Here is a 24,293-nt window from a genome sequence, read left to right on the forward strand (position 1 = left end):
AAGTGATGAGACGGAACGGCATGGCCGACCGTTGAACCCTCATGACAGCGTGCCCCCGAATGCGCCGGCAAATGAGCGCGTCGGGGAACGTCGAAGCGATGGCAGGTCAGGCCACCACATGGTGCGGGCAGTCGGTCGAGCGTGTGGAAGACGCCGCGCTGCTGACCGGGCGCGGGCGCTTTATCGACGACCTCGGAGTGAGGCCCGGCACCCTGCATGCCGCCATCCTGCGTTCCCCGCATGCGCACGCCCGCATCAGGGCGATCCACACCGATGCTGCGCGGCGCGCGGAAGGCGTTGCCGCCATCCTCACCGGTGCGGAGATCACCGCCAATTCGGCGAGTCTTGTCGTCGGCGTGAAGGCCCCGATCGACTGCTGGCCGATCGCGGTCGATCGGGTGCGCTATGTCGGCGAGCCGGTTGCGGTCGCGATCGCTGAAAGCCGCTATCTCGCCGAGGACGCGCTCGATCTCGTCGAGGTCGATTACGACCCGCTGCCATGCGTGGTCGATCCGGTCGCAGCACTCGATCCGGCGCAACCGGTGCTTCATGAGGCCTTGCATACCAACCTCGTCAGCGAGCGCCGCTTCCGCTACGGCGATCCCGAGCAAGCCTTTGCGGACGCCGCGAACAAGGTTTCCGTCACCATCCGCTACCCGCGGAATTCGTGCACGCCGATCGAAACCTACGGCGTCGTCGCCGAATACGATCCCGGCGAGGACGCGTATGACGTGACCGCCAATTTCATGGGCCCGTTCAGCCTGCACGCGGTGATGGCGCGCGCGCTGAAAGTCCCGGGCAACCGCTTCCGCCTGCGCACGCCGCCGGATTCCGGCGGCAGCTTCGGCGTCAAGCAGGGCGTGTTTCCCTATGTGGTCCTCATGGCGGTCGCGGCACGGCTCTGCGCACAACCGGTGAAGTGGGTCGAAGACCGGCTGGAGCACCTCACCGCATCGGTTTCTGCGACCAACCGCGTCACGACGCTGGACGCCGCGGTCGATGCCGACGGCCGGATCCGCGCGCTGGCATTCGATCAGATCGAGGATGTCGGGGCGCATATCCGGGCGCCAGAGCCTGCCACGCTTTACCGCATGCACGGCAACCTCACCGGTGCCTACGACATCCGCCACGTGTCGGTCCGCAATCGCGTGGTCGTGACCAACAAGACACCGACCGGGCTCAATCGCGGGTTCGGCGGCCCGCAGGTCTATTTCGCGCTCGAGCGGCTGATGCAGCGCATTGCGATCGAGCTTGGCCTCGACCCCATTGACGTGATCCGCAGAAATCTGATCCCGTCGGGCGCCTTTCCCTATCGCACCGCCAGCGGCGCCCTGCTCGATTCCGGCGATTATGTGCGGGCTTTCGAACAGGCTCTCGCCGAAGGCGGCTTCGCAGACTTGCGCCAGCGTCAGAAGGAGATGCGTGCGCAGGGCCGCATCTATGGCATCGGGCTGACGGCCGCTGTGGAGCCCAGCGTCTCCAACATGGGCTACATCACCACGGTCCTGACGCCCGAGGAGCGCCGCAAGGCCGGTCCCAAGAACGGTGCGCAAGCGACCGCGACGGTCTCGCTCGATCCACTCGGCGGCGTTTCGGTCCATGTCGCATCTGTGCCCCAAGGCCAGGGGCACCGGACCGTATTGTCGCAGATCGTCGCCGATTCGCTCGGTCTCAAGCCGTCCGATGTCCGCGTGGTCACCGACTTCGACAGTGCGCGGGATGCATGGTCGATCGCATCCGGCAACTACGCGAGCCGCTTCGCCGCGGCGGTCGGCGGCGCCACGCATCTTGCGGCGGAACAGATCAAGGTCAAGCTCGCACGAAGCGCCGCCGCCCAGTTGAACGTGCCGGCCGGCGAGATCGAGTTCGCGCTGGGACGTGCACGCGCGCGCGGCAACCCGGATAACGCAATCGCCTTTTCGCGCCTCGCCGCAGCAAGTCACTGGTCACCCGGTCTGATCCCGGAGGCTGACCAGGCGTTACGCGAAACCGCGTTCTGGACTCCGCCGGAACTGACCCCGCCGAACGAGGCCGACGAAATCAACTCGTCGCTGTGCCACGGCTTCATCTTTGATTTCTGTGGTGTCGAGATCGATCCGGTCACCGGCGCGGTGCGGATCGACAAATACGTCACGATGCACGACTGCGGACGCATTCTTCATCCGGGGATGGTCGCAGGCCAGGTGACGGGGGGCTTCGCGCATGCGGTCGGCGCGGCGCTCTACGAGGAATTTTCCTACGGACCGGACGGCGCCTTCCTGACCGGCACCTTCGCCGACTACCTCGTGCCGACCGCGATGGAAGTGCCGGCGCCCGTCATTCTGCATGTGGAGACGCCCTCCCCGTTCACGCCGCTCGGTACCAAGGGCGTCGGCGAAGGCAATTGCATGAGTACGCCGGTCTGCCTTGCCAATGCGGTGGCTGACGCCCTCCGGGTCGCACAGATCGACCTGCCGATGACACCAGTGAAGATCGCGGGCTATCTTCATGGTGCCGAAACGTCCACGCGGCGCGCGCGCCCCCGCGACAACGCGCCCGCGGGCGCAGGCCGTGCGCTGCATGGTTCGGGCGAAGCAAGGATCGCCGTCGCACCCGAGGCCGCCTGGGACATGTTGCTCGACCCAAATACGCTCGCCACAATCATTCCCGGCTGTCACGGCGTCGAGCGGCTTTCCGACACGCATTTCCGTGCCGATGTGACGCTGGGCGTCGGCCCCGTCACCGGCCGCTACAAGGCCGATATCCGGCTCAGCGATCTGGTGCGTCCGCAATCGGTGACGCTCTCCGGTATCGTCGTTGGTGCACTCGGCGATGCGCGCGGAACCGGCCGCATCCGTCTCGCGCCGACGCCGGATGACGGCACGATGCTGACCTACGATTATGACGCGGAAATCGGCGGCAAGGTCGCGTCCATAGGGGGCCGCCTGCTCGATGGCGCTGCGAGGATCGTGATCCAGAAATTCTTCGCAGCACTCGCCCGCAAATGCGGCGGCGGCGAAAAGCGCAGCCTGCTCGCACGCCTGTTCGGAGGCCGCGCATGAAGCCGGCCCGCTTCGACTATCTGCGCGCGCAGTCGCTGTCCGAAGTGCATGCGGCGCTGGCGCAAGACGGCAACGATGCGCGCGTCATGGCCGGCGGTCAGACTCTCCTGCCGATGCTGTCGATGCGACTGGCCAGACCGAAAGTGCTGATCGACATCATGCATCTGCCCGAATTGCGGCAGGTTGCGGACCACGGCGATGCCATCCGGGTCGGAGCGGCGGTGCGTCAGGCCGAACTGCTTGAACGGCCGGACCTCGCACGCACGGCGCCGCTGCTCGCAGCCGCGCTCCCCTTCGTCGGGCACGCCCAGACCCGCAGCCGCGGAACCGTCTGCGGATCGGTCGCGCATGCCGATCCGAGCGCCGAAATTCCGCTGATCCTCGTCGCGCTGGACGGAAGCATCGAACTCTCCACGCGCCGCAAGCGGCGCCATGTGAAGGCTGCGGATTTCTTTACCGGCATGATGTCGACCGGGCGCGACGACGACGAACTGATTGAAGCCGTATCGTTTCCGAAAGCGCAGGGCAGCCACGGCTACGCTTTCGGCGAATTCGGGCGCCGTCATGGTGACTTTGCCATCGTCGCCTGTGCCACGGTCGCCTCCGCCAGCGGGACCCGGCTTGCCGTCGGCGGCGTCGCCGATCGCCCGACCGCGCGGGATTTCGGCACGCTCGAGGGTGGCGCACTCGACGATGCGCTGGACGACTTCGCCTTTGATCTTGACGCGCGAGACGATCTGCACGGGACCGCGCGCTATCGCCGCGAACTGGTGCGACGCATGGGACGCCAATCCATCGAGGAGGCTCGCCGATGCCTCGCCTGAGCGCCGACAGGCGCCATCGCATTCGCCTCCGCGTCAATGGACGCCCGCGCGAGGCCGAGGCAGAGCCGCGAATGCTGCTGACCGATCTGTTGCGTCACGAACTCGGCCTTACCGGCACCCATGTCGGTTGCGAGCATGGCGTCTGCGGCGCCTGCACCATCCAGATCGACGGTGTACCGGCGCGCGCCTGCCTGACCCTCGCGGTGCAGGCCGACGGCGCAGACATCCGCACCGTGGAATCGCTCGAGCCCGCGCCCGGCCGCCTGTCCGTGCTGCAGGACGCATTCCGCCGGCACCACGCGTTGCAATGCGGCTTCTGTACTGCGGGCATCCTGATGTCGCTTGACCACCTGTTGCGCCGTGATCCCGATCCGTCGGAAGACGACCTGCGCGAATTTCTTGGCGGCCATCTCTGTCGCTGCACCGGCTATGTCCCGATCATTGCCGCTGCATTGGATGCGGCAAAGGGACTGCGGGAGGAACAACCCGATGCTTGACCTCGGAACCAGCTTTCTCGCGAGCGTCGAACGCAAGCCCGATGCGCTTGCGCTGGTCGATGGCCCGGTCCGCCTGACCTACGCGCAGACCTACGAGCGGATATCGGCGATCGTGGACGGCTTCGACGAACTCGGCCTGATGCCGGGCGATCATCTCGTGACCGTGCTGCAGAACCGGGTCGAGGCGGCACTGATCCATTGGGCCTGCCAGTTCGCGGGCATCGTCATCACGCCGCTGAACTGGCGCGCGAAGGCCGACGAGATCGATTACGGGGTCGAGAATTCCGAGGCCAAGGCCATCGTTTTCGAGGATGTTTCGGCGGCCGAAACCCGTTCGTCGCACCAGGCACAGTTGCGCCGGCGGATCGCGATCGACACGGCGCGGCAGGGCGAGGTCGCCTTCGACTCGCTTGCGAACCGCAAGGCCAAGGCCGCCGATCCCCGGGTGTCGGCGGATGCCTGGTCGGTCATGCTCTATACGTCGGGCACCACCGCGCGACCGAAAGGCGTGCCCCGCCGTCAGCGCGCCGAACGAGCCGCCGCCATCGCCCATGTCGCTCAGAATCTTTACGCCTCCGGAGAATGCACGCTCGGCGTGATGCCGCTCTATCACACCATGGGGGTTCGCTCCCTGCTCGCCATGTCGATGATCAACGGCGCATTCGTGTGCCTGCCGAGATTTGACGTTGCACAGGCCTTGCGGCTGATCGAGGCCGAGAAGGTGACCAATCTCTATCTGGTTCCGACGCTCTATCATGATCTCATCCACAATGAGGGATTTGCCCGCGCCGACGTTTCCTCGGTGCGCAAGCTTGGTTTTGCCGGCGCACCGATGACCGATGGCCTCCTGAAGGAACTGAGTGCGGCGTTCAAGCCTGACCTGTTCGTCAACCATTACGGATCGTCGGAGGTCTACACCTTCACCATCGATCAGAATGCGCCGGCCAAGCCGGGCTCCGCCGGGCGCGCCGGCATCAACCAGCGCATCCGCGTCGTGAAGCTCGGTGCCGGCTCGCCCGAACATCTCGCCGAGCCCCATGAGGAAGGCGAGATCATCGCGCATCTGCTGGGCGATGAATCGTTCGAGGGTTATTGGCGGCGGCCGGACGCGGACATCAAGGCGCTGCGAAAGGGCTGGTATTTCACCGGCGACACCGGGTTTTTCGATCACGAGGGCGACCTGTTCGTCACCGGCCGCGTCGACGACATGATCATCACCGGTGGCGAGAATGTCTCGCCGGTCGAGATCGAGAGCTGCCTGTCGCTGCACCCGGCGGTATCCGAAGTCGCGGTCGCGGGCCTTCCCGACGAACGCTGGGGGCAGATCGTCGCGGCCTTCATCAAGCGCCGCTCCGCCGTGCAGGACGCAGAACTCGATCAGCTCTGCCGGACCTCCGGACTTGCCAATTTCAAGCGCCCGCGCCGCTACATCTTCGTCAACGAGATTCCAAAATCGCCGGTCGGAAAGCTCCTGCGCCGCAAGCTGATCGCGGGCGAGTTCGAGACCGAAGGCGGAACTCCGGCAAAAGGCAATGCAGCATGACGGTCCTGACGTTTTCCGACCCGCGTCTTTCGGCGCTGAACGGCTTCCGGGTTGAATTGACGCCCGAGAAGCAGCGCGCCGACGTGATCCTGCACCGGCCGCCGCTCAACGTCATCGAAATGCCGCAGCGCGACCAGTTGCGGCTGGTTTTCGAGGCGCTCGATGAGGACGAGCGGGTGCGGGTGATCGTGCTGCGCGCGATCGGCGAACACTTTTCCAGCGGCGGCAACATCAAGGGCTTCATGGAAGCCTCACCCGAGCATGTCTCGAAGCTCGCCTGGAATATCGCCGCGCCCGCGCGCTGCTCGAAACCGGTGATCGTGGCCAATCGCGGCTATTGCTTCGGGGTCGGGTTCGAAATCTCGCTGGCCTGCGATTTCCGCCTGGTGTCGGAGACCTGTCTCTACGCGCTCCCGGAACAGAAGCTCGGTCAGATTCCCGGCTCCGGCGGCTCGGCACGGCTGCAGAAGATCGTCGGCATCACGCGCACCAAGGACATCGTGATGCGTTCGAAGCGCATCCCCGGCCGTCAGGCACTCGACTGGGGAATCGCAACCGAATGCGTGCCGGACGACAGGCTCGAAGCGGCCACGGACGCGCTGGTCGACGAACTTCTTTCGTTCTCGCCGATCGCCCAGCGGACGGCCAAGAAACTGCTCAACGATACCGAAGACTCGACGCTGTCCATCGCGATCGAGCTGGAAGGCCATTGCTACAGCCGCCTGCGGCAATCCGACGACTTCAAGGAGGGCGTCGAGGCGTTTCACGGCAAGCGCGCTGCGCAATTCAGGGGAAACTGACGCGGGCAAACCGCCAACCAAGGAGGAATGAAATGACCAGATTAATGACGCTGAGCATCGCGGCCCTGTTGTCCACCACCGCGCTATGTGCCGCGCAGGGCAAGGACCCGATCAAGATCGGGGTGGTAACGCCGCTGAGCGGCACCTATGCCGGCATCGGTCAGCAGGTGAAATGGGGTCTCGAGCTTGCAACCCAGGAGGTCAACGCCGGCGGCGGCATCATGGGCCGGCCGATCGAACTGATCTTCGAGGACGAGGAGGCCAACCCGGCCGTCGCGGTCCAGAAGGCGGACAAGCTGTTCCAGGTCAACAAGGTCGACTTTCTCACCGGCACCGTGAATTCCGGCTCGACGCTGGCGGTCGGCCAGGTTGCCGAACGCGCCGGCAAGCTGATGGCCACCACCGTCTCCTTCGCCGACTCGATCACCGGTGATCGCTGCTCACCCAACGTCTATCGCGTCAACGCCCGCGCCGGTCAGCAATCGGCAGCGCTCGCGGTGTGGCTGTCGAAGGACAAGCCGAAGGCGAAGGTGTTCTATCTCGGACCCGACTACGAGATGGGCCGCTCAACCGTCGCAGCCTTCAAGTCCAGCGCGGAGAAGGTCGGCGCCGAGACCGGCGGCGAGGTATTCGCGCCGCTCGACTCCAAGGACTACACCCAGTATTTCGGCCAGCTCCGGGCCGCCCGCCCGCAGGTGCTCTATACCTCGGTCGCAGGCAACGACACCGTTCGCCTGTTCACCCAGCTCGCCGAATTCGGCCTGCTCAACAACCTGACCGTGGTCGGCGCGTCCGGGACGGTCACGGCACAGAATATCGGCGCGATCGGAAAGGCCGCCGAAGGCTTCGTCACCGGCGTCGGCTACTCGGCCGAGATCGACACTCCGGAAAACAAGAAATTCGTGGCCGCGTTCCGTGCCGCCAACAAGACCGACCCCGACCTCTACGGTGCCGATTCCTACGGGCTGATCTATGCCTACAAGGCCGCGGTCGAGAAAGCCAAGTCCACCGACACCGACAAGGTGCGCGCGGCCTTCAGCGACCTGAAATGGTCGACGCCGCAAGGCGAGAAGACCTTGCGCGCCGGCGATCATCAGGCGGTGCAGACGATGTATGTCGTGCGCGTCACGAACGGCAAATTCCAGATCACCGGTCAGGTGAAGGGTGAAGATGCCGTCGGCCCCGACAATTGCAAGCGCTTCTGAACGATACAGGACACGCACGCGCGAGGACCGGTGATGGCTGGGGTGATGGACTATTTTCAGTTCGTTCTGGCTCCCCAGATCGTCATCGGCCTCGTGCTCGGCGTCGCCGTGATCCTGGTTGCGCTCGGCCTGACGATTATTTTCGGGCTGCTCGATGTGATCAACATGTCGCACGGCGAGTTCTATGCGCTCGGTGCGTTTATCGGTGTTTCGCTGGCATCGCTCGGGGTGCCGTTCTGGCTGCTCCTGATTCTGGTGCCGGCCCTGATGCTGCCCATCGGCTATCTGGTCGAACGTGTGCTGATACAGCGCGTGTTTCACAGTCCGGACCGCCATGTCGCGACGTTGCTCCTGACGTTCGGCTTTGCGCTGGTGCTCGAAGACGTATTCCGGCTGATCTGGGGTCCCAATCCGCTGCGTCCCGAAACGCCGATCCGCGGCGCGATCGAACTGGGCGGAATTTTTCTGCCGCTCTATCGCGTATTCATGATCGTGGTCGGCGCCTTGATCATCATCGGTACGGCGCTCGTGGTCTATCGTACGCGCATCGGTGCGATGGTGCGGGCGGCGGCCTTCGATCGCGACATGGCGGCTTCGCTCGGGGTGCCGGTGCAGTGGGTCTATGCCGGCGCCTTCGCGTTCGGCGTTTCGCTCGCAGCCCTCGCCGGTGTGCTGCTGGCGCCGATCTATTCGGTCTTCCCGACCATGGGGCGCGATTTCATTCTCATGGCCTTCACCGTGGTGATCGTCGGAGGCATGGGCTCGATCGCCGGCGCGGTCGTCGCCGGCCTGTTCCTGACACAGGTCCAGGCCATCGCCTCGCTCTATATCTCGCCGGTCTGGACCGATCCGATCGTGTTCGGGATCATGGTCATCATGCTGATGGTGCGGCCGCAGGGTCTGTTTGGGCGGCTCGGGCATGCGTGATGCGCTCACCACCTCGATGCGCGCGAGCCACCTGCTCGCGTTCGCGCTGGTTGTCTTCGCACTGGTCGCCGCCGCGATCGGGGTTGCGATGGACGACACGTTCTATCTGCGCCTTGGCACCGAAGCGCTGATCTTTGCCGGCCTCGCGCTCTCCGTCGACATCCTGCTCGGCTATACGGGACTTCTCTCGCTGGGGCAGGCACTCTATTTCGGCCTTGGCGCGTATATCTCGGCGCTGGTCCTGATGCAGATGCCCTCGTTCTGGGCCGCGATCGGTGTCGCGATCACGGCCGGCGCGTTTCTCGGCCTGCTAGGCGGCCTTATCGCCATTCGCGTGCGCGGCGTCTATTTCGCGCTCATCACCTTTGGCATGGCTCAGGTCATTGCCAAGGTGATCTACAATACCCGCGCCATCGGGGCCTCCGACGGCATGACCGGCGTGCCGGTGATCGAGATCAATCTCGGCATCGCCTCGGTTTCGAGTGCCTCGCCCGCCGGCTTTTTCCTGGTCGTGCTCACGGTCACGATGCTGCTCTATGCCGCCGCGGCCTATCTGCTCGATACGCCGTTCGGCCGCCTGCTGATCGCCATCAAGACCAATGACCGCCGCGTACCGTTCCTCGGCTTTCGGACCGCTTCGCTGCGGCTCAGCTCGTATGTGCTCGCCGCTACGATCGCGACCGTATCCGGGGCGCTGTATCCGATGCTGCGCGGCTTCGTGTCCCCGGAATTGCTGTTCTTTTCGACCTCGGGCAATGCCGTCATCACCGTCATCCTTGGCGGCGTCGGCACCCTGGTCGGCGCGCTCTATGGCAGCGTTCTGCTGACCGTGCTGAAATCCGTGATCGGAAGCTGGACCGAGCACCACCTGATCGTGATCGGCATCCTGTTCATGTGTGCGGTGATCTTCCTGCCGCAGGGCCTGATGGGGGTAATTCGGCCCTTCATCGCGAAGCGGCTCGGACGCGGCGGCCCGCCATGACGACGCCGATCCTCGAGACACGAAACCTGTCGATCGCGTTTGGTGGACTGCGCGCGGTCGACGACGTGAGCTTTTCGGTCGAGCGCAACCGGATCACCACGATCATCGGACCCAACGGCGCCGGCAAGTCAACGCTGTTCAACCTGATATCGGGCGCGTTGCGGCCGCGCTCGGGACATGTGCTGATCGAAGGCGTGGACCATACGGCGGAGCCGCCCTACCGGATGCAGGCCGCCGGCCTCGCGCGCTCGTTCCAGATCACCAACCTGTTTTTCGACCTTCCGGTCGCAGAAAACCTGCGGCTCGCGGCGCAGGTGCTGGAGCCGTGGTCGCTCGCCCTTCGTCCGGTTTCGGCCAGCCGGAAGGCATTGCAGCGGGTGGATGAATTGCTGGAGCGCTTTGCACTCGCGGAAAAGGCCGACTACAAGGCCGGCGCTCTGTCACATGGCGAGCAGCGCCGTCTTGAAGTCGCGGTCGCGCTCGCCTGCAAACCCAAGGTGCTGCTGCTGGACGAGCCGACCCAGGGCATGAGCCACGGCGACACCCAGGATACCGCCGCGCTGATCAAGTCCCTGACCCGCGACGCGACCGTGCTGCTGATCGAGCACGATATCGGACTGGTGATGAATCTGTCGGACCACGTCATCGTCCTGCATCAGGGCCAGAAGCTCGCGGAGGGGCCGCCCGCTGAAATCCGCAACAATCCGGCCGTGCAGGCCGCCTATCTCGGGCATGTCTGACCATGCTCGCGATCCGCAACCTGCATACGCATTACGGGCCCAGCCACATTATCCAGGGCATCGACCTATCGGTGCGGGCCGGCGAGGTCCTCGGCATATTCGGACGCAATGGCGTCGGCAAGACCACCCTGCTCAAGACCATCGCCGGCTGGATCAAGCCGACACAGGGCGAGATCGAGTTTGACGGCGCCCGCATCGACGGCGTCAGCGCCGACCGCATCGCCCATCGCGGCGTCGGATTCGTGCCGGAAGACCGGCGCATCTTTCCGGGGCTGACGGTGGAGGAAAATCTGACGCTTGGCTTCCTGCAGGTGCCGGGCCGGTCCAGGGCCGACAACGCTGCCGCGCTTGACCGCATCTATCAGCGCTTTCCCCGGCTGCTGGAGCGTCGCTACCAGCACGGCACGACGTTGTCCGGCGGAGAACAGCAAATGCTGGCAATGGCGCGCGTGATGGTCGGCAAGCCGCGCCTTCTGCTGGTCGATGAGCCGAGCGAAGGACTGGCGCCAATGATCGTCGCGGAACTGTATGCGATCATTGGCGAGATGAAAGCGGCGGGATGCGCCGTGCTGCTGGTCGAACAAAACGTGCATCAGGCACTCACCCTGTCCGATCGCTTTATCGCCATAGAGCGCGGACAGGTCACCTTCAGCGGCGATGCTGCAAGCAAGACCGATTGCGAGCGGCTGCTGGAGGTCATCGCGGTCTAAGATCGGTCAACGACAAGGAAGCAGGAGGAAATACGGAATGCCCGGAATTTTCAAGAAGGTCGTGCTGGCATTGCTGGCCGGCGCCATGACAGGCGCACCGGCGGCGGCACAAACCGATAACTATCCGAACCGCCCGATTCAGGTTATCATTCCGTTTGCCGGTGGCAGCGCGAGCGACGTGATCAGCCGCATCATGCTCAACCGCATGAGCGAGACTCTGGGCCAGCAATTCATCGTCGAGAACCGGCCCGGCGCCGGCGGCAATACCGGCACGGCGGCAGCCGCGAAACTCACGCCGGACGGCTACAATCTCGTCATCACGGCATCCGGGCCGCTGGCTGCGAACCGGACGCTGTTCAAATCGCTTGGCTACGATCCGGAGAAGGATTTCGATCCGATCTCGCTGTTCGCCGTTCTTCCGAACGTGATCGTGGTGAATTCCAAATTGCCCCCGAAGACACTCAAGGAATTCATCGCCTATGCCAAGGAGCGGCCCAAGCAGCTGAACTACGGCACCGTCGGCGTCGGCTCGTCACAGCATATCGCAGGCGCCTTTTTCGACCAGGTAGCCGGCGTTGAACTCGTGCATGTGCCGTACCGCAATATCGCGCAATATCCGCCGGATTTCATCGCCGGGCAGGTGCCGGTCGGCTTCCAGCTGCTGCCGAACATTCTGGCGCTGGTGCAGAAGGGCGACGCGCGGCCGCTCGCGGTGACGGCCGAAAAGCGGATGGCGGCGCTGCCGGACGTTCCCACCACCGCAGAGGCCGGCATGCCGGGATATGTCACCGGTGCCTGGTTTGCGATGCTGGCGCCGGCGGGTACGCCCAAGCCTGCGATCGACAAGCTCTACGCGGCGCTTGCGGAAGCGATCAAGGACCCGAAAGTGCGGCAACGCTTCACCGAGCAGGGCGCCGAGCCGGTCGCACCCGGCCCTGAGGAACTGCGCAAGTTCATCGGCTCTGAAACCAGGAAGATCGGAGACATCATTCGCAAGGCCGGCGTTCAGCCGATGTAGCGCTTTCGCCCGGCGCCGGAAGGGAGATCGCGGCTCTTCGCGAGAGCAGCTTCGCCTGATCTGGCGCCGGGCCTGTCAGCAGAACCGGTCGGTCAGATCAGCCTCCAGTCAGGGCCAGCCTCCAGTCACGCCAGCCAATGCGCGAGGCGGATCAGGCCAAGGCTGAGACCGACGATCAGAATTGTCGAGACGGCTCCCAGCGCCAGCGGCCGCAATCCCTTCGCGGTGAGCTTTCGGAAGCTCGTCTGCAAGCCGAGCGCAGCCAGCGCCACCGACATCAGGAATGAGGTCACCACCATCAGGTTCGCCCGCATGTCGGCCGGCAACGGCATCAAGCTGTTCAGGACAACCGCGCCAACAAATCCGAGGACAAAAATCGGGAATGCCGGCGGCGTCGTGCCGTCCGCCGCGGCGCGCCTTCGACGCAACCACAGGCCGCAGATCGCGATCAACGGCGCGAGCATGAGAACGCGCGTCAGCTTGACGACGACCGCGCTCTCCCCGGCTTCGGGACTGAACTGAAAGGCAGCGCCCGTCACCTGCGCGATCTCGTGGATCGACGCGCCGGCCCAGACGCCAAAATCCAGGGCGCCAAGCCCAAGCCCATACGCCAGCACCGGCAGCAGAAACATCAGCAGGGTTCCGAACAGCGTCACCGAACCGACCGCATAGATCACATCCTCCTCCGTGCTCTCGGTCACGCTGTTCATCGCGACCACCGCCGAGGCCCCGCAGACAGAGGTTCCCGCGGCAATCAACTGGGAGAGCTTGGCGTCCACGCCGAGAAGCGATCCGAGCCAGCCGGTGGCGATGAAGACGATCGCAACCACCGCGATGACAATGATGGCCCCGTCCATGCCGAAGGCTGCGATCTGCGTGGCGCTAAGCTGGAAACCAAGCAGCACGATCGCAAATCGCAGCACATGGCGCGCTGCAAAACCGACACCCGGGTTCATCCGGGCCGGCAAGACCAGACCGTTGCCGATGGCCATTCCGATCAGCACGGCGACGGACAGCGGGGTGAGGACCGACAGGCTGGGGAGCTGACGCACCGAGAATGCCGCGATCGCGATCACGACCGCGAGCGAAACGCCGGGCCACAATTGCCGCAAGCCATCCCGGATCGCGAGTCCCTGCGCTGCAGCCATGGCTTGCATTCCCGTCCTTCATCGGGAAATAGCGACTGGTCTTCGAACGGTCCAACCGATAAATATGCTAATAATGATCTGTTTTATCGATCAAAAACGATTGGAGCGAAAAGGCATGACGCTGGACCAGTTGCGCATCTTCGTGAGCGTTGCCGAATGCGAGCACATGACCCGGGCAGCCGCCTCGCTCCGCCTGACACAGTCCGCGGTCAGCGGCGCCATCCGTTCTCTTGAGACCCGGCACGGCGTCATGCTGTTCCACAGGGTCGGCCGCCAGATCGAGCTTACGCATGACGGCCGATCGTTCCTGGAAGACGCGCGCGCCGTGCTGCTTTCGGCCGCATCGGCAGCCCAGGCCCTGCGCGAATTGCAGGGCGTGAGGCGCGGCATCATCCACATCCATGCGAGCCAGACCACGGCGAGCTACTGGCTGCCGGAGCGGCTCGCGCGCTTCAAGGCGAAATATCCGGCCATCGCGCTCCATGTGACGATCGGAAACACCACGCAGGTCGCCTCGGCCGTCGTCAGCGGCGAAGCCGAGATCGGTTTCGTCGAGGACACGGTCATGGAGCCGAAGCTCAACGCCCAGCTCATCCACACCGACCATCTGACCGTCGTGGTTCATCCCAAACACCCCTTTGCAAGGCTGCGGCGCCTGACGCCACAGCACATCGGCGAGGCACAATGGGTCTTGCGCGAGCGAGGTTCAGGAACCCGTGCGGTATTCGAACAGGCAATCCGCCGGCATCGCATCCGGCCCGAGCAGCTTTCCGTGTGCCTCGAGCTTCCTTCAAACGAGGCCGTGCGGGCCGCGGTCGAAGCCGGCGCCGGGGCCACTGCCATTTCGCATGCGGTCGTCAAATCGGCGCTGACGTCGAAACAGTTGCGAGCCGTGCCGTTCGAAAGGATGGAACGCCCCTTCCTGGCGCTCACGCACAGCGAGCGCCGTCCGAACCGGGCTTTGAAGGCATTCATCGAGGAGTTCGATCAGTAATGCGATCCGGACGCATTTCCCGCGTCCAGGTGCGTCACCGGCTCGCAACGTGATCTGTTGCTGTCACGGAAAACCGGTCGCGAAGCAGCTGCTTGCTGACCTTTCCGGTGCCGGTACGCGGCAATTGGTCCAGAAACCGAACGCATTGCGGCAGCTTTTTCGCATCGAGTTGCGCCGCCAGAGCGCCCAGAATCTCCTGCTCGGTGATGGTCTGGCCCGGCCTTCTGACCACGATCGCCAGAACCGCGGCGCTGGTCTGCGATTTTCGCACATTGATCACCGCGGCCTCGAGAACCCCCGGATGGTTGTCGATCACCCGCTCGATCTCGCGCGGATCGACCAGTTCGCCGCCGCAGACCACGAGATCGCCCGCGCGCGCGACGATTTCGAGATAGCCATCTTCATGCAGCCGGCCGATGTCGCCAGTGATGAAATAACCATCGGAGCGAAACACGCGAGCGGTTGCGGTGTCGTCATCCAGATAGCCGGCAAACACATTCGGGCCCCTGATCTCGACCGAACCCAGGCGGCCGCGCGGCAATGCCTCGCCGGAAGCGGGATCGACGATGCGCAGATCGATACCGGGCAGCGCAAGCCCGACCGTCCCCGCGCGACGCTCGCCATGCAGCGGATTGGAGACCGATACGCTCGCCTCGGTCATGCCGTGCCGTTCGAGTATGTCGTGTCCGTAACGCCGCTTGAACTCCTGCAGCAAGGTCAGGCCAAGCGGCGAGCCGCCGGAAATGAAAAGTCGGACGCCGGCGGCCATGTGCCGCGTCAGCAGATCTGACCCGGCGAGGTCTGCATAAAGCCTCGGCGTACCCATGATCACCGTGGATTTTGCAATCCCCTCGATCACGGGTGTGGCCGCGTCTGTCGTCAGAAAGCGGATCGCCGAACCTGCGGCAAGCGCGGCATTCGTCGAAATCGCGAGGCCATGGGTGTGATAGATCGGAAGCGCGTGGAATACCACGTCGCGCTCCGTCATGCCCCATGCTCCGGCAAGAGCTTGCGCATTGCTCACGAGGTTGCCGTGCGTGAGGATGCAGGCCTTGGGCTTGCCGGTGGTGCCGGAGGTCAGCAAGACGACGGCGGTGTCGCCGGGACCGCGTATGCAATCGTCAAAATTTCCATCCTGCCGCGTGGCAAGTTCGGCAAGCGATGCAACATTCCGCGCGTCCAGGATGCGTATCGCTCCGCAGCTTCGCGCCAGCGCAATAAGCTCGGTCTCGGCGAGCGCCGGGCTCGCCGGAACGAGGACCATGCCGGACCGAATGCATGCAAAATGCAGCGCAAGGTTGAGCGGGGACTTCGAAAAACGCGCGAGCAAGCGATCGCCCGCGCCCATGCCTTGTACCTTGAGCGCCTGCGCGAGCCTTCCGGTCAGTTCGATGAATTCTGCGTAGGTTACGGTCCGTCGATCATCCAGCAGCAGGAACGGGGTGTTCCGGTTGCGATGGGGAGCGAGCAGCACGTCCGCAAAGTGATTTCCGGTCATGTCGTATCGGTCGCAAATGCAAGAAGCTCCCGCAAATGCTCGCCATAGCGCTCGCGTGCCAGTTTCCACTCCAGAATGCGGCAGGACCGATGGCCGCTCTGGAAGTAAGGATCCTGCCCGATCAGCGTTTCCACCGCTTCCCTGCTGTCCGCTTCCACGATCCAGAGTGCGGCACTTGGCTGGGATTCATCTTCTCCCAACAATGCGCCGGCCAAGAGGATCATCTCGCGGTGCCGGTCGAGAAAGGCATGATGATCGGCGCGCCGTTCCCGCCGCGCAGCGAGCATTTTTTCGGTATCGTGGAACAGGCAAGCCCAGACCGCCATGGCGCTATCCTGCATCCTGACGTCCGGTGCCGGCGAACAAAGTCGACGCCGGCACGATGCGCTGCCGCAATCCGCTACATCGCGGCATGCGCGACCGTCAGCGCAGGGCGGACTTCCACGTCTTGTTTGTAGGCCGCGTAGCCTTTCTCGTATTCCATGACGTAGGCCACCTCCTCGATCTCCTCGTCGCTGAAGCCCGCCTTGCCAAGCAAATAGAAACCAAGCTCCATGCCCGACGCGATACCGCCAGCGGTAATGAAGCGTCCGCTGTCGACGATGCGCGCTCTGCTGATCCGGCACGTCGGCGCGATCTCCGCCAGGCGATCAATCGGGAGCTTTCCAATTCCCCGCTTTTCCAGCCGGTCGGGATTCTTGCGATTGGTGGCGGCTTCGCCGTCGAGCAGGCCCATCTGGCCGTAGACCCAGGAGCCGGTGCAGACGCTGGTCAAGTAGCATTCCGTGGGCAATTCGCGGATGAAGCGATGCAGCCGCTTGTTGTGCTGCTCGGGACGCAGTCCGGGCCCACCGGGAATCAGGAACGCGTCGAGTTCGGGTTCATCGGCAAAAGCCGCATTGGGCAGCACGGTGAATCCGGACATGGTCTGCACCGGCCGCATGGTCTCGGCGACCAGAATTACGTCGATCTCCGGATTGAGGCGGCGCGCGACCGAGAAGACGCCGTAAGGGGATGCAAAATCGACCACCTCGGCCTCCTTGCAGACATACACTCCCAGCCTGAATCCCTGCTTGTTAATTGTCACTGCTGACATCCTTTCGCTTGGTGTTCGTACCGTCCTTGAAGAAGCGATGCAGTTCGGCCTCCAGAGAGGCATCGGCCGCCTCGGAAGCCTGCACGCGACGCTGGCGCGGATGCGCCGTGTCGATCCGGATCTGCCTGACGATGCTGGCGGGCTGTCCGCCGAGCAACAAGATGCGGTCGGCGAGATAGGTGGCCTCGTCCATGTCATGGGTGACGAAGACGATAGCGGTCCTGGACTTGGCCTTGATCGCCAGCAATTCGTCCTGCAACCCGTGACGGGTAGCCGGGTCGAGCGCCGAAAACGGCTCGTCCATCAAGAGCAGTGCCGGATGCAGCGCCAGCGCCCGGGCGAGTCCGATCCGTTGCTTCTGCCCGCCCGACAACTGATAGGGCCAATTACGGGCCTTGTCCCGAAGCCCGACCAGTTCAAGCGCCTGCATGGCGCGTTCGCGCCGCTCGGCCTTCGAGCGGAGCAACCCTTCGAGGCCGTATTCGACATTGGCGACGACGCGCCGCCAGGGCAGCAAGCGCGGATCCTGGAACACGAAGCCGAAATCGCGCGCGCCGTCCTGCGGAAATGTCTCCAGCACGACATTGCCGCGATCCGGTCTGGCGAGACCGGCAATGGCCCGCAAGGCCGTGGATTTCCCGACGCCGGACGGGCCGACGAGGCACAACAGTTCGCCGGGATAAACATCGAAGCTGACGCCATCGAGCACGAGCGTACTGATGCCTTCGCGGCGGAAGCTGAAACTCAGATCCTCGACACGCAGGATCGCCCGCGGCCGTGTGTTGACCCGCTTTACTCCTGCCATTGCAGGACACTTTTGCTGATGAATGTGATGGTGATATCGCAAAGCGAGTAGAGCGCGGCAATGGTCACCATATACAGCACGACCACATCGGTCGCGAGCAAGCCTCCCGCTTCCATCATGCGCTGACCGATGCCGGGGATACCGAAAAGCTCGGCGGCCAGCACAGTGACCCAGCCCATTCCGAGGCCGGCGCGAAGGCCCGAAAAGATGCCGGGTGCCGCGCCCGGAAGGATGATCTTGGTGAGGCGGTTGAAGAATCCGCCCTGCGAGAACGCGTTGGCCAGTTCGATATAGGATTTGTCGACGCCTTTGACCGCGGTATACGAAGCGAAATAGTTGAACCAGAAGACGCCGATGCCGATGATGAAGGCGGCCGCCGCCTCGGTAACGCCAAACCAGATGATCGCGAACGGAATCCAGGCGATCGGGGGAATCGGACGCAGCAGCCGCGCGACGCCCTCCTGCGACTTCTGAACGATCGGCCAAAATCCGCTCGCGACGCCAAGCGATATGCCGAGCACGCTGCCGATCATGACGCCCAGCGCATAATGCCGCAGACTCGCGATGACATTCTGCGACCACATTCCGTGCGACTGCTCGCGCAGGAAGGTCGGAACAACGCTGCTTGGCGGCGGCACGAGGACCTGAGGGAGCAGCCCGGTGCGGACCGCTGCCTCCCAGATGCCGAGAAATACGATCAGCGAAATCAGGGAGCCGAACTGACCGACATTCAAGCCCGTGAACAGCCCGCGCAGCCGCTCGCCGGCAGGCCGTCCGACATTACTTGACGAAGCGGAAATCGAATAGCTCATCTGCCGAAACCTTTCGTGCCTGCACTCCAAGCTTGAGCTGGAAGTCCTGCATCGCATCCGTTCCCTTCACCAGAATGCGAGGGTCCGAATTCACCGGGTTGTAGGGAGACGACAATGCTGCAACCATGAGATTCTGATCGAGCAGTCCGCGCCCGATATAGTTCAGCACACTCTTTGAGGCGCGCGTCGCATCCTTCTTGATCAGATCGGTCGCGCGAACATTCATCTCGACGATTTTTCGGACCGCCTCCGGGTTCTTCGCAATGAACTTCTCGCGCACCGCAATCACGAATCCGGGGTGGCCAGGCATGAGGGTCGCGCCGGAGGCCAGCACCTTGGTGCCGCTGATTTTCGTCTTGATGATTTCCATCAACGGCTCGGCGAGCGACACGGCATCAACCGCACCCGCCAGCATCGATTGCAGAACCTGCTCGTCGCCCTGGCTCAGGATCTGGAAATGCTCGGGCGCCACCTTGTGATGCGCGAGATAGAAGCGGATCGCGGTGTCCGGCAGCGTACCCTTGGGGAGAGCTGCGATCTTGACCGGACGTCCATTGTCCTTGACGAACTGCGCGAAGGCCGCAGCAGGCGTCCCCGCCTTCGCATAGGCGCCCGCCAGTTGTGGCGTCCCGATAAAGGCATGCGAATCGATGTCGTGCATCGCCGCGACTACCTTGAGATCGATACCGGCCGCGCGCGCGACGATCACCGGCGACATCGCCATGATGGCAATGTCGAACTTCCCGGACGCAAGGGCCTGGACGATCGCAGTCCCGGAATTGAAGCGGGTCATCTTGAAATCGAGACCGGCATCCTTTGCCCAGCCTTCGCTTTCCATCACGAAGACCTGCGACGATCCGAGCAGCGGGAGATAGGCAAGTTCGACGGTGACGGGCTGGGCGTGCGATTCAACCGATGAAGCAAGCACCGAGAACGCAATCGCCGCTCCGCCGAGCAAGGCACGGAAACGCATCTGATGTCCCTCTCTGCGTTAGCGCAACTATCGCTTTTTGGCCCGGCCTGTGAATAAGGCCCTGTAAATCCTCATTTCGCTAGTGCAATATTCTTTTCCTGAGGGTTAGAGGAACTGGCTCTGATGTGGAACCGTCGCAACACGCCGCTGGACTCGCTCCCGGTGTTCGAGGCTGCCATGCGCCACATGAGCTTCGCGGCCGCAGCCAATGAGCTGAATGTCACGGCATCCGCCGTCAGCCAGAGGATCAAGTCGCTCGAGGACATGCTCGGGGTCATGCTGTTCGAGCGCCTGCCGCATGGGCTTCGGTCGACGGAAGCGGCACGGCTCTATCTTCTGGAGATCCGGCCTGCCCTGGAGCGGCTGCATGCGGCATCGGCACGCATCTCAGCGCAAACCGCGCGTCGGCCGGACGGCCGCGGCCGACGGTTGTCGGTCGACATGCTGCCGGCTCTGGCCTCCACCCGCTTCGCTCCGATTTTCCGGCGGTTTCGCAATCAGTTTCCGGACGTCGATCTGCAGCTCACGACATCCCCTGCGGTCGCCGATCCCGGTCGGGACGGGTTCGATTGCTGTATCCGGTACGGACCCGGCGGCTGGAACGGCGTGCAGTCGACTAGGCTGGCAGGCGAACATGTCTTTCCGGTCGCCTCCCCGAGCTTTGCCGCGGATGCCGCTTCCATCACCGAATTGGCGCATCTGCTGGATGTTCCATTGATCGACGATCTGATGCCGCTCGGCTGGGTCGAATGGCTCTCGGCTTTCGGCGTCGAACTCAATCGCCTGAAGTCCGAGCTTGTCTTTTCCGACTCTTCGCTGGCGCAACAGGCTGCGGCTCAGGGTCTGGGCGTCTATCTCGGCCGATCGGTGCTGGTTTCAAACGATCTTCACAACGGGCGGCTGGTAAGAATTCTCGACAAGGAATTGCTGTCTCCGTTTTCCTATTGGCTGGTACGTCCCCTGGGGAAGCACGACGCACTGGTCGACCTGTTCGCCGAGTGGCTGGTCGAGGAAGCCTTGACCCAGATCGATCTCGGCGCCAGCACCGGCAAGATTTCCAGACTGCCGACGGTGCGAGGTTCTCTCGGCTGAATCAGCTCGTACCAACCGCGGTGAAACCGTGCGCTGCGAGGCCGAACGTCGCAAGGATCAGATAGGCGAAGCCGATGATGGCGCCGCCGACGAGGTAACCGGCAAGAATGAAAGCCCCCAGGGCACGCCAGGTCGCAAGATACGGAAACTCGCAGAGATCGTCGAAGCACTTCCGCAGATAGGATTGCATCGGTCGTTCGCCTCATCAAGCCGGCAGGGAGCACCGTTCGGACAAAAGCAAGAACCACTCCAGAACCGCGCGGCGCGCGAGAATGCCTGGATACAAGGCTAAATCACCTCGCGATCACTCAGCTCGCGAAGCTCGGCCGGCGAAAGCCCGAGGCGTCCGCACAAGATTTCCTCATTGTGTGCACCGAGATTGGGCCCAAGCGTATCCACGTGACCGGGCGTATCGCTCAGCCTGATCACAACGTTCGGCACGGTGACCGGCCCGAGCCGGTCGTCATCAACCCGCGCCAGCGTACCGCGTGCAGCATATTGCGGGTCCTCAAAAATCTCATCGATCCCGAAGATCGGCCCGCACGGTACGTCAGCCTTCACGCATGCCGCGAGCACCTCGTCGCGGGTGTGACGGGCGACCCATTCCGATACGATCTGTTCCAGGGTTTCCCTCCTGTCCAGTCGCGTGGCATACGTCGCATATCCAGGATCGCGGGCGAGGTCGGCTCGGTCCATCGCCTGCGCAAACCGGGTCCAGAGCTTGTCGCTTGTGCATGCGACGCCGATCCAGCGGTCGTCTTTCGTACGGTAATGATTGTGCGGAATGGCATGCGGCGCAGCCGCACCGTGCCGCATGCGCACCTTTCCGGTCTGCTCATAGACCGCTGCCATTTCATCGGTAAGCCGGAATATGGTCTCGTACATTCCGATATCGACCACCTGCCCGCGGCCGGTCGCCTCGCGCGCGCGCAGTGCGAACATGATGCCGAGCGCCGCATTGATGCCGGAGGTGTAGTCGGCGAGCATGGGCGAACCCGGATTTGCCGGGCTCCGGTCGGGTTCGCCGGTCAGAAAACTGATGCCGCCGAAGCCGTTGGCGATACGGCCGATGCTGGCGCGGTGGCGATACGGTCCGTCCTGCCCGAAGCCGGATATCCGCGCCAGGATGGCCCTCGGATTCCTGCGCTGGATTGCGTCCCAGCCGACTCCCCATTTTTCCAGGGTGCCAACCTGAAAATTCTCGATCACGACATCCGCCTGCTCGACCAGAGCGAGAAACAGCGCGGCCCCTTTTGGCTTGCGCAGATCGAGGGTGACGGACTTCTTGTTGCGCTGCTCGCTGAGAAAGGCGAACGAGACCCCCAGGCTGGAAAGGTGGCCGACACGCCGGAACGGATCGCCGGTTTTCGGCAGCTCGATCTTGATGACATCGGCACCCTGCTCCGCCAGCAGCGAGCCGCAAAACGGCCCCGCAACGAATGTCGACACTTCCACGACGGTAATTCCGTCAAGGGCACGCGCGGGCCGGGAGCTTTTGGTGCCGGATGTGTCAGCCATGTGCGCGTCTTTGCGACAATTCGGCGAGCGGAGTAGCGGCCGGCCCCGCCTTGATCTGCGCGGCCGGCAGGGTCCGCTTCAGCGTGTCGTAGCGGGTCGCAGCCATGGACGGACGCTTCTCGAAATCGGCATGCCAGGCTGCAAGACGCGGATGGTTCTTGCGCCAGGGGTCCTCGGGAAAGGCGATCAGCGACCACCCGAGCGCGCACCCGATGGCAACCTGCCCGATCGTGAGCGGGGCCAGCCCGATTTCCGTGATCCTCGCATCGAGCCAGGCATAGCCTGCGTCCACGCCGCGCCTCCGATGCTCGACAAGATCTTGCCTCTGCTCCGCTGTCGGACGTGCGAGTTCGTCGCGCCGCGCGATGTTGGTATCGACGATGCCGTCGCCAAGCGCCTGCAGCCGTAACGCGAACCAGCGCTCGACGCCGGTCGGCGGAAACAGCTTCGGGCCCGAATGGAGACTGTCGAGATATTCGCAAATAACCGGCGAATCGAACAACACGTCGCCGTCATCCAGCACCAGCGTTGGAATGCGGCAGAGCGGATTGTCTTCACGCAGATACTCGTCGATGTGTGGATTGGTCGCGATGCGCTCGATGCGCCCGCTCAGTCCGGTCTCGTGCGCGACAACCCACACCTTGCGTGCGAAAGCCGACGTTATCGTCGAATGCAGCTTCATGTTTCAGCGCGCATCCGCTCCATCAAACTTCCTGCCAGATTTACGCGTGCTGCGCATCGGACAGATCATGCGTCAAACGGTCTGCGCCGCCAGTGTTTTGTAATTAGCCTGAGACACAGCGCGCCTTGCCCTTGTCGACGCCTGCCCACTTCAGCAGCAGCGCGTCAGAGTTCTCAACCACCAAGCAGAAAATCTCATTCTCAGGAAAAGAATTAGTCGTGCTGTCCAGCGACCGGCCCGAGCCGTGCGGCATATCGCTTGCATTTTCGGCTGTGACACGTGGCATCTTGTGGAGAACGATAATGCGACCCTCCGATGAAATTCCCTGTGAAAAAGCGGTACCGGCATTCGCGACGCCGATCAAACCCGGTGTGAATGTCGAAGCAAGGCAGTATCGCGCATCGTCACTCACTTCGCTGTTCGCTGCGCTTGCAATCGCGGCTGCATCGATTCCGGTCGGGGCAGAGCCCGCCAAGCCGATCCGAATCATCGTGCCGCAGGCGCCGGGCGGAGCCGCGGATACGGTGGCGCGGCTGTTCGGCGATCAGTTGAGCGCAAGCCAGAAATGGTCGGTCGTCGTCGAGAACCGCACCGGCGCCGGTGGCATGATAGCGACCGAGGCGGTGGCGCGGGGAGAAGCCGACAGCAACCTGCTCCTGATCAACGCGCCGGATATGCTGGTCAGTTCGCACGCGCGAAAGGCAAGCTTCGATGCCATCGCGGGCCTGGAACCGGTCTGCTATCTGGTCAGTTCCCCGGGTATCCTCGTGGTGAACAGCGCCTCGCCTTATAAGACGCTGAGCGATCTGCTCAATGACGCGCGCGCCAATCCCGGTCGCGTGACAGTCGGAGGCGCAGGCGCCGCAACCGCCAAGCATGTCGGCGTCGAAATGCTGGCGCAGGCTTCCGATGCAAAATTGACTTATGTGCCCTTCAATGGCGGTGCGCCGGCGCTCAATTCCCTGCTCGGCTCGCACATCTCGTCAGTCTATACAGAATTTGCGGCAGTCGCCGGGCATCTGAAGCAGGGAACGCTCCGCGCGCTCGCCACCACATCCAGATCGCGCATCGCCCAGGCCCCGGATGTACCCACGGCGGCGGAAGCGGGACTTCCCAATTTCGAAGTCGATCTCTGGTGGGGAGCCTTCATGCCGATCAAATCCCCGAAACCGCTGGTGGCCGAAGTCGGGACGTCATTCATCGCTGCGATGCAAACGCCGGCTCTCAAGGATAAGCTTGCCGCTCTCGGCTTTTCTCCCGTGGGATTGTGTGGCTCGAAATTCGGCACACTCCTGCAGGAGCAGCACGGCAATTACGGCCGCATCGTGCGAGACACCAAGATTGGCGCCAAATAGCTTGATTTCGCGGCGGATGCGACGTCGGAGATC

At 63.6% G+C, this 24,293-nt stretch carries 24 protein-coding genes; 14 read left to right on the forward strand and 10 right to left on the reverse strand.

Annotation, left to right across the window (positions count from 1 at the left end; all coding sequences use genetic code 11):
• Window positions 1–71: 71 nt before the first annotated feature.
• Genes AB7F49_RS04680 through AB7F49_RS04730 form a run of 11 tightly spaced genes read left to right on the forward strand, consistent with a single transcriptional unit; the run spans window position 72 to window position 12,287 of the window.
• Window positions 72–3,041, forward strand: coding sequence for a xanthine dehydrogenase family protein molybdopterin-binding subunit (locus AB7F49_RS04680; RefSeq protein WP_428520661.1), 2,970 nt, complete (start codon window positions 72–74; stop codon window positions 3,039–3,041).
• Entirely contained in the window at window positions 3,038–3,865 is an 828-nt protein-coding gene (locus AB7F49_RS04685) for an FAD binding domain-containing protein (protein WP_428520662.1), read from the forward strand. Before AB7F49_RS04680 ends, AB7F49_RS04685 begins: the two co-directional genes overlap by 4 nt.
• Window positions 3,853–4,362 carry a (2Fe-2S)-binding protein gene (locus tag AB7F49_RS04690; protein WP_428520663.1) on the forward strand — a complete coding sequence of 170 codons (510 nt, stop codon included), beginning with the start codon at window positions 3,853–3,855 and terminating at the stop codon, window positions 4,360–4,362. Before AB7F49_RS04685 ends, AB7F49_RS04690 begins: the two co-directional genes overlap by 13 nt.
• A complete protein-coding gene (locus tag AB7F49_RS04695; protein WP_428520664.1) occupies window positions 4,355–5,905 on the forward strand; it encodes an AMP-binding protein in 1,551 nt (516 codons plus the stop codon). Before AB7F49_RS04690 ends, AB7F49_RS04695 begins: the two co-directional genes overlap by 8 nt.
• Entirely contained in the window at window positions 5,902–6,705 is an 804-nt protein-coding gene (locus AB7F49_RS04700; RefSeq protein ID WP_428520665.1) for an enoyl-CoA hydratase/isomerase family protein, read from the forward strand. The genes AB7F49_RS04695 and AB7F49_RS04700 overlap by 4 nt, the downstream gene beginning before the upstream one ends.
• Window positions 6,706–6,737: 32 nt before the next feature.
• Window positions 6,738–7,910 carry an ABC transporter substrate-binding protein gene (locus AB7F49_RS04705; protein WP_428520666.1) on the forward strand — a complete coding sequence of 391 codons (1,173 nt, stop codon included), beginning with the start codon at window positions 6,738–6,740 and terminating at the stop codon, window positions 7,908–7,910.
• A gap of 33 nt (window positions 7,911–7,943) precedes the next feature.
• Window positions 7,944–8,837: a branched-chain amino acid ABC transporter permease gene (locus AB7F49_RS04710; RefSeq protein ID WP_428520667.1), complete on the forward strand. Its 894-nt coding sequence runs from the start codon at window positions 7,944–7,946 to the stop codon at window positions 8,835–8,837.
• Window positions 8,830–9,819 (forward strand): branched-chain amino acid ABC transporter permease, encoded by a 990-nt coding sequence (locus AB7F49_RS04715; protein WP_428520668.1) that lies wholly within the window; start codon window positions 8,830–8,832, stop codon window positions 9,817–9,819. Before AB7F49_RS04710 ends, AB7F49_RS04715 begins: the two co-directional genes overlap by 8 nt.
• A complete protein-coding gene (locus AB7F49_RS04720; protein WP_428520669.1) occupies window positions 9,816–10,559 on the forward strand; it encodes an ABC transporter ATP-binding protein in 744 nt (247 codons plus the stop codon). The genes AB7F49_RS04715 and AB7F49_RS04720 overlap by 4 nt, the downstream gene beginning before the upstream one ends.
• Window positions 10,560–10,561: 2 nt before the next feature.
• Window positions 10,562–11,269 carry an ABC transporter ATP-binding protein gene (locus AB7F49_RS04725; protein WP_428520670.1) on the forward strand — a complete coding sequence of 236 codons (708 nt, stop codon included), beginning with the start codon at window positions 10,562–10,564 and terminating at the stop codon, window positions 11,267–11,269.
• Between the two features lie 37 nt (window positions 11,270–11,306).
• Window positions 11,307–12,287 carry a Bug family tripartite tricarboxylate transporter substrate binding protein gene (locus AB7F49_RS04730; protein ID WP_428520671.1) on the forward strand — a complete coding sequence of 327 codons (981 nt, stop codon included), beginning with the start codon at window positions 11,307–11,309 and terminating at the stop codon, window positions 12,285–12,287.
• Window positions 12,288–12,412: 125 nt separating this feature from the next.
• On the opposite strand, the gene AB7F49_RS04735 is transcribed toward AB7F49_RS04730, so the two are convergent.
• On the reverse strand, window positions 12,413–13,435 hold the full coding sequence (locus AB7F49_RS04735; RefSeq protein ID WP_428520672.1) for a YeiH family protein: 1,023 nt from the start codon (window positions 13,433–13,435) through the stop codon (window positions 12,413–12,415).
• A gap of 115 nt (window positions 13,436–13,550) precedes the next feature.
• Here AB7F49_RS04735 and AB7F49_RS04740 point away from each other — a divergent pair, with 115 nt between their 5' ends.
• Window positions 13,551–14,429 carry a LysR substrate-binding domain-containing protein gene (locus AB7F49_RS04740; protein ID WP_428520673.1) on the forward strand — a complete coding sequence of 293 codons (879 nt, stop codon included), beginning with the start codon at window positions 13,551–13,553 and terminating at the stop codon, window positions 14,427–14,429.
• A gap of 34 nt (window positions 14,430–14,463) precedes the next feature.
• Here AB7F49_RS04740 and AB7F49_RS04745 read toward each other — a convergent pair whose 3' ends face one another.
• The 6 genes from AB7F49_RS04745 to AB7F49_RS04770 all read right to left on the reverse strand — a co-directional run bounded on the left by AB7F49_RS04745 (window position 14,464) and on the right by AB7F49_RS04770 (window position 19,613).
• A complete protein-coding gene (locus AB7F49_RS04745) occupies window positions 14,464–15,927 on the reverse strand; it encodes an AMP-binding protein (protein WP_428520674.1) in 1,464 nt (487 codons plus the stop codon).
• A complete protein-coding gene (locus AB7F49_RS04750) occupies window positions 15,924–16,253 on the reverse strand; it encodes a YciI family protein (protein WP_428520675.1) in 330 nt (109 codons plus the stop codon). Before AB7F49_RS04750 ends, AB7F49_RS04745 begins: the two co-directional genes overlap by 4 nt.
• 74 nt (window positions 16,254–16,327) lie before the next feature.
• On the reverse strand, window positions 16,328–17,014 hold the full coding sequence (locus tag AB7F49_RS04755; RefSeq protein WP_428520676.1) for a DJ-1/PfpI family protein: 687 nt from the start codon (window positions 17,012–17,014) through the stop codon (window positions 16,328–16,330).
• A complete protein-coding gene (locus AB7F49_RS04760; RefSeq protein WP_428520677.1) occupies window positions 17,004–17,828 on the reverse strand; it encodes an ABC transporter ATP-binding protein in 825 nt (274 codons plus the stop codon). The genes AB7F49_RS04755 and AB7F49_RS04760 overlap by 11 nt, the downstream gene beginning before the upstream one ends.
• Window positions 17,816–18,640, reverse strand: coding sequence for an ABC transporter permease (locus AB7F49_RS04765; RefSeq protein WP_428520678.1), 825 nt, complete (start codon window positions 18,638–18,640; stop codon window positions 17,816–17,818). The genes AB7F49_RS04760 and AB7F49_RS04765 overlap by 13 nt, the downstream gene beginning before the upstream one ends.
• Window positions 18,609–19,613: an ABC transporter substrate-binding protein gene (locus AB7F49_RS04770; RefSeq protein ID WP_428520679.1), complete on the reverse strand. Its 1,005-nt coding sequence runs from the start codon at window positions 19,611–19,613 to the stop codon at window positions 18,609–18,611. The genes AB7F49_RS04765 and AB7F49_RS04770 overlap by 32 nt, the downstream gene beginning before the upstream one ends.
• 123 nt (window positions 19,614–19,736) lie before the next feature.
• Here AB7F49_RS04770 and AB7F49_RS04775 point away from each other — a divergent pair, with 123 nt between their 5' ends.
• Window positions 19,737–20,705, forward strand: coding sequence for a LysR substrate-binding domain-containing protein (locus AB7F49_RS04775; RefSeq protein ID WP_428520680.1), 969 nt, complete (start codon window positions 19,737–19,739; stop codon window positions 20,703–20,705).
• Window position 20,706: 1 nt separating this feature from the next.
• On the opposite strand, the gene AB7F49_RS04780 is transcribed toward AB7F49_RS04775, so the two are convergent.
• The 3 genes from AB7F49_RS04780 to AB7F49_RS04790 all read right to left on the reverse strand — a co-directional run bounded on the left by AB7F49_RS04780 (window position 20,707) and on the right by AB7F49_RS04790 (window position 22,905).
• Window positions 20,707–20,895, reverse strand: a complete 189-nt coding sequence (locus AB7F49_RS04780; RefSeq protein WP_428520681.1) for a hypothetical protein — start codon at window positions 20,893–20,895, stop codon at window positions 20,707–20,709.
• A gap of 98 nt (window positions 20,896–20,993) precedes the next feature.
• A complete protein-coding gene (locus AB7F49_RS04785; protein ID WP_428520682.1) occupies window positions 20,994–22,223 on the reverse strand; it encodes a CaiB/BaiF CoA transferase family protein in 1,230 nt (409 codons plus the stop codon).
• The gene (locus tag AB7F49_RS04790) at window positions 22,216–22,905 is read right to left on the reverse strand and encodes a glutathione S-transferase family protein (RefSeq protein ID WP_428520683.1); all 690 of its coding nucleotides are present in this window, start codon (window positions 22,903–22,905) and stop codon (window positions 22,216–22,218) included. The genes AB7F49_RS04785 and AB7F49_RS04790 overlap by 8 nt, the downstream gene beginning before the upstream one ends.
• Before the next feature lie 302 nt (window positions 22,906–23,207).
• On the opposite strand from AB7F49_RS04790, the gene AB7F49_RS04795 reads away from it, so the two are divergent.
• Window positions 23,208–24,260 carry a tripartite tricarboxylate transporter substrate binding protein gene (locus tag AB7F49_RS04795; RefSeq protein ID WP_428520684.1) on the forward strand — a complete coding sequence of 351 codons (1,053 nt, stop codon included), beginning with the start codon at window positions 23,208–23,210 and terminating at the stop codon, window positions 24,258–24,260.
• Window positions 24,261–24,293 lie beyond the last annotated feature (33 nt).

The sequence above is a fragment of the Pseudorhodoplanes sp. genome, from assembly GCF_050250235.1.
In the GTDB taxonomy this organism is placed as follows: domain Bacteria; phylum Pseudomonadota; class Alphaproteobacteria; order Rhizobiales; family Xanthobacteraceae; genus Pseudorhodoplanes.

Bases quoted from the DNA above. Each gene is read 5' to 3' on its own strand.
- AB7F49_RS04700 (WP_428520665.1), top strand. From the start codon at position 5,902: ATGACGGTCCTGACGTTTTCCGACCCGCGTCTTTCGGCGCTGAACGGC.
- AB7F49_RS04785 (WP_428520682.1), bottom strand. From the start codon at position 22,223: ATGGCTGACACATCCGGCACCAAAAGCTCCCGGCCCGCGCGTGCCCTT.
- AB7F49_RS04770 (WP_428520679.1), bottom strand. From the start codon at position 19,613: ATGCGTTTCCGTGCCTTGCTCGGCGGAGCGGCGATTGCGTTCTCGGTG.
- AB7F49_RS04735 (WP_428520672.1), bottom strand. From the start codon at position 13,435: ATGGCTGCAGCGCAGGGACTCGCGATCCGGGATGGCTTGCGGCAATTG.
- AB7F49_RS04740 (WP_428520673.1), top strand. From the start codon at position 13,551: ATGACGCTGGACCAGTTGCGCATCTTCGTGAGCGTTGCCGAATGCGAG.
- AB7F49_RS04730 (WP_428520671.1), top strand. From the start codon at position 11,307: ATGCCCGGAATTTTCAAGAAGGTCGTGCTGGCATTGCTGGCCGGCGCC.
- AB7F49_RS04750 (WP_428520675.1), bottom strand. From the start codon at position 16,253: ATGGCGGTCTGGGCTTGCCTGTTCCACGATACCGAAAAAATGCTCGCT.
- AB7F49_RS04690 (WP_428520663.1), top strand. From the start codon at position 3,853: ATGCCTCGCCTGAGCGCCGACAGGCGCCATCGCATTCGCCTCCGCGTC.
- AB7F49_RS04685 (WP_428520662.1), top strand. From the start codon at position 3,038: ATGAAGCCGGCCCGCTTCGACTATCTGCGCGCGCAGTCGCTGTCCGAA.
- AB7F49_RS04695 (WP_428520664.1), top strand. From the start codon at position 4,355: ATGCTTGACCTCGGAACCAGCTTTCTCGCGAGCGTCGAACGCAAGCCC.
- AB7F49_RS04725 (WP_428520670.1), top strand. From the start codon at position 10,562: ATGCTCGCGATCCGCAACCTGCATACGCATTACGGGCCCAGCCACATT.
- AB7F49_RS04780 (WP_428520681.1), bottom strand. From the start codon at position 20,895: ATGCAATCCTATCTGCGGAAGTGCTTCGACGATCTCTGCGAGTTTCCG.
- AB7F49_RS04760 (WP_428520677.1), bottom strand. From the start codon at position 17,828: ATGGCAGGAGTAAAGCGGGTCAACACACGGCCGCGGGCGATCCTGCGT.
- AB7F49_RS04765 (WP_428520678.1), bottom strand. From the start codon at position 18,640: ATGAGCTATTCGATTTCCGCTTCGTCAAGTAATGTCGGACGGCCTGCC.
- AB7F49_RS04745 (WP_428520674.1), bottom strand. From the start codon at position 15,927: ATGACCGGAAATCACTTTGCGGACGTGCTGCTCGCTCCCCATCGCAAC.
- AB7F49_RS04680 (WP_428520661.1), top strand. From the start codon at position 72: ATGAGCGCGTCGGGGAACGTCGAAGCGATGGCAGGTCAGGCCACCACA.
- AB7F49_RS04775 (WP_428520680.1), top strand. From the start codon at position 19,737: ATGTGGAACCGTCGCAACACGCCGCTGGACTCGCTCCCGGTGTTCGAG.
- AB7F49_RS04795 (WP_428520684.1), top strand. From the start codon at position 23,208: ATGCGACCCTCCGATGAAATTCCCTGTGAAAAAGCGGTACCGGCATTC.
- AB7F49_RS04720 (WP_428520669.1), top strand. From the start codon at position 9,816: ATGACGACGCCGATCCTCGAGACACGAAACCTGTCGATCGCGTTTGGT.
- AB7F49_RS04715 (WP_428520668.1), top strand. From the start codon at position 8,830: ATGCGTGATGCGCTCACCACCTCGATGCGCGCGAGCCACCTGCTCGCG.
- AB7F49_RS04705 (WP_428520666.1), top strand. From the start codon at position 6,738: ATGACCAGATTAATGACGCTGAGCATCGCGGCCCTGTTGTCCACCACC.
- AB7F49_RS04710 (WP_428520667.1), top strand. From the start codon at position 7,944: ATGGCTGGGGTGATGGACTATTTTCAGTTCGTTCTGGCTCCCCAGATC.
- AB7F49_RS04790 (WP_428520683.1), bottom strand. From the start codon at position 22,905: ATGAAGCTGCATTCGACGATAACGTCGGCTTTCGCACGCAAGGTGTGG.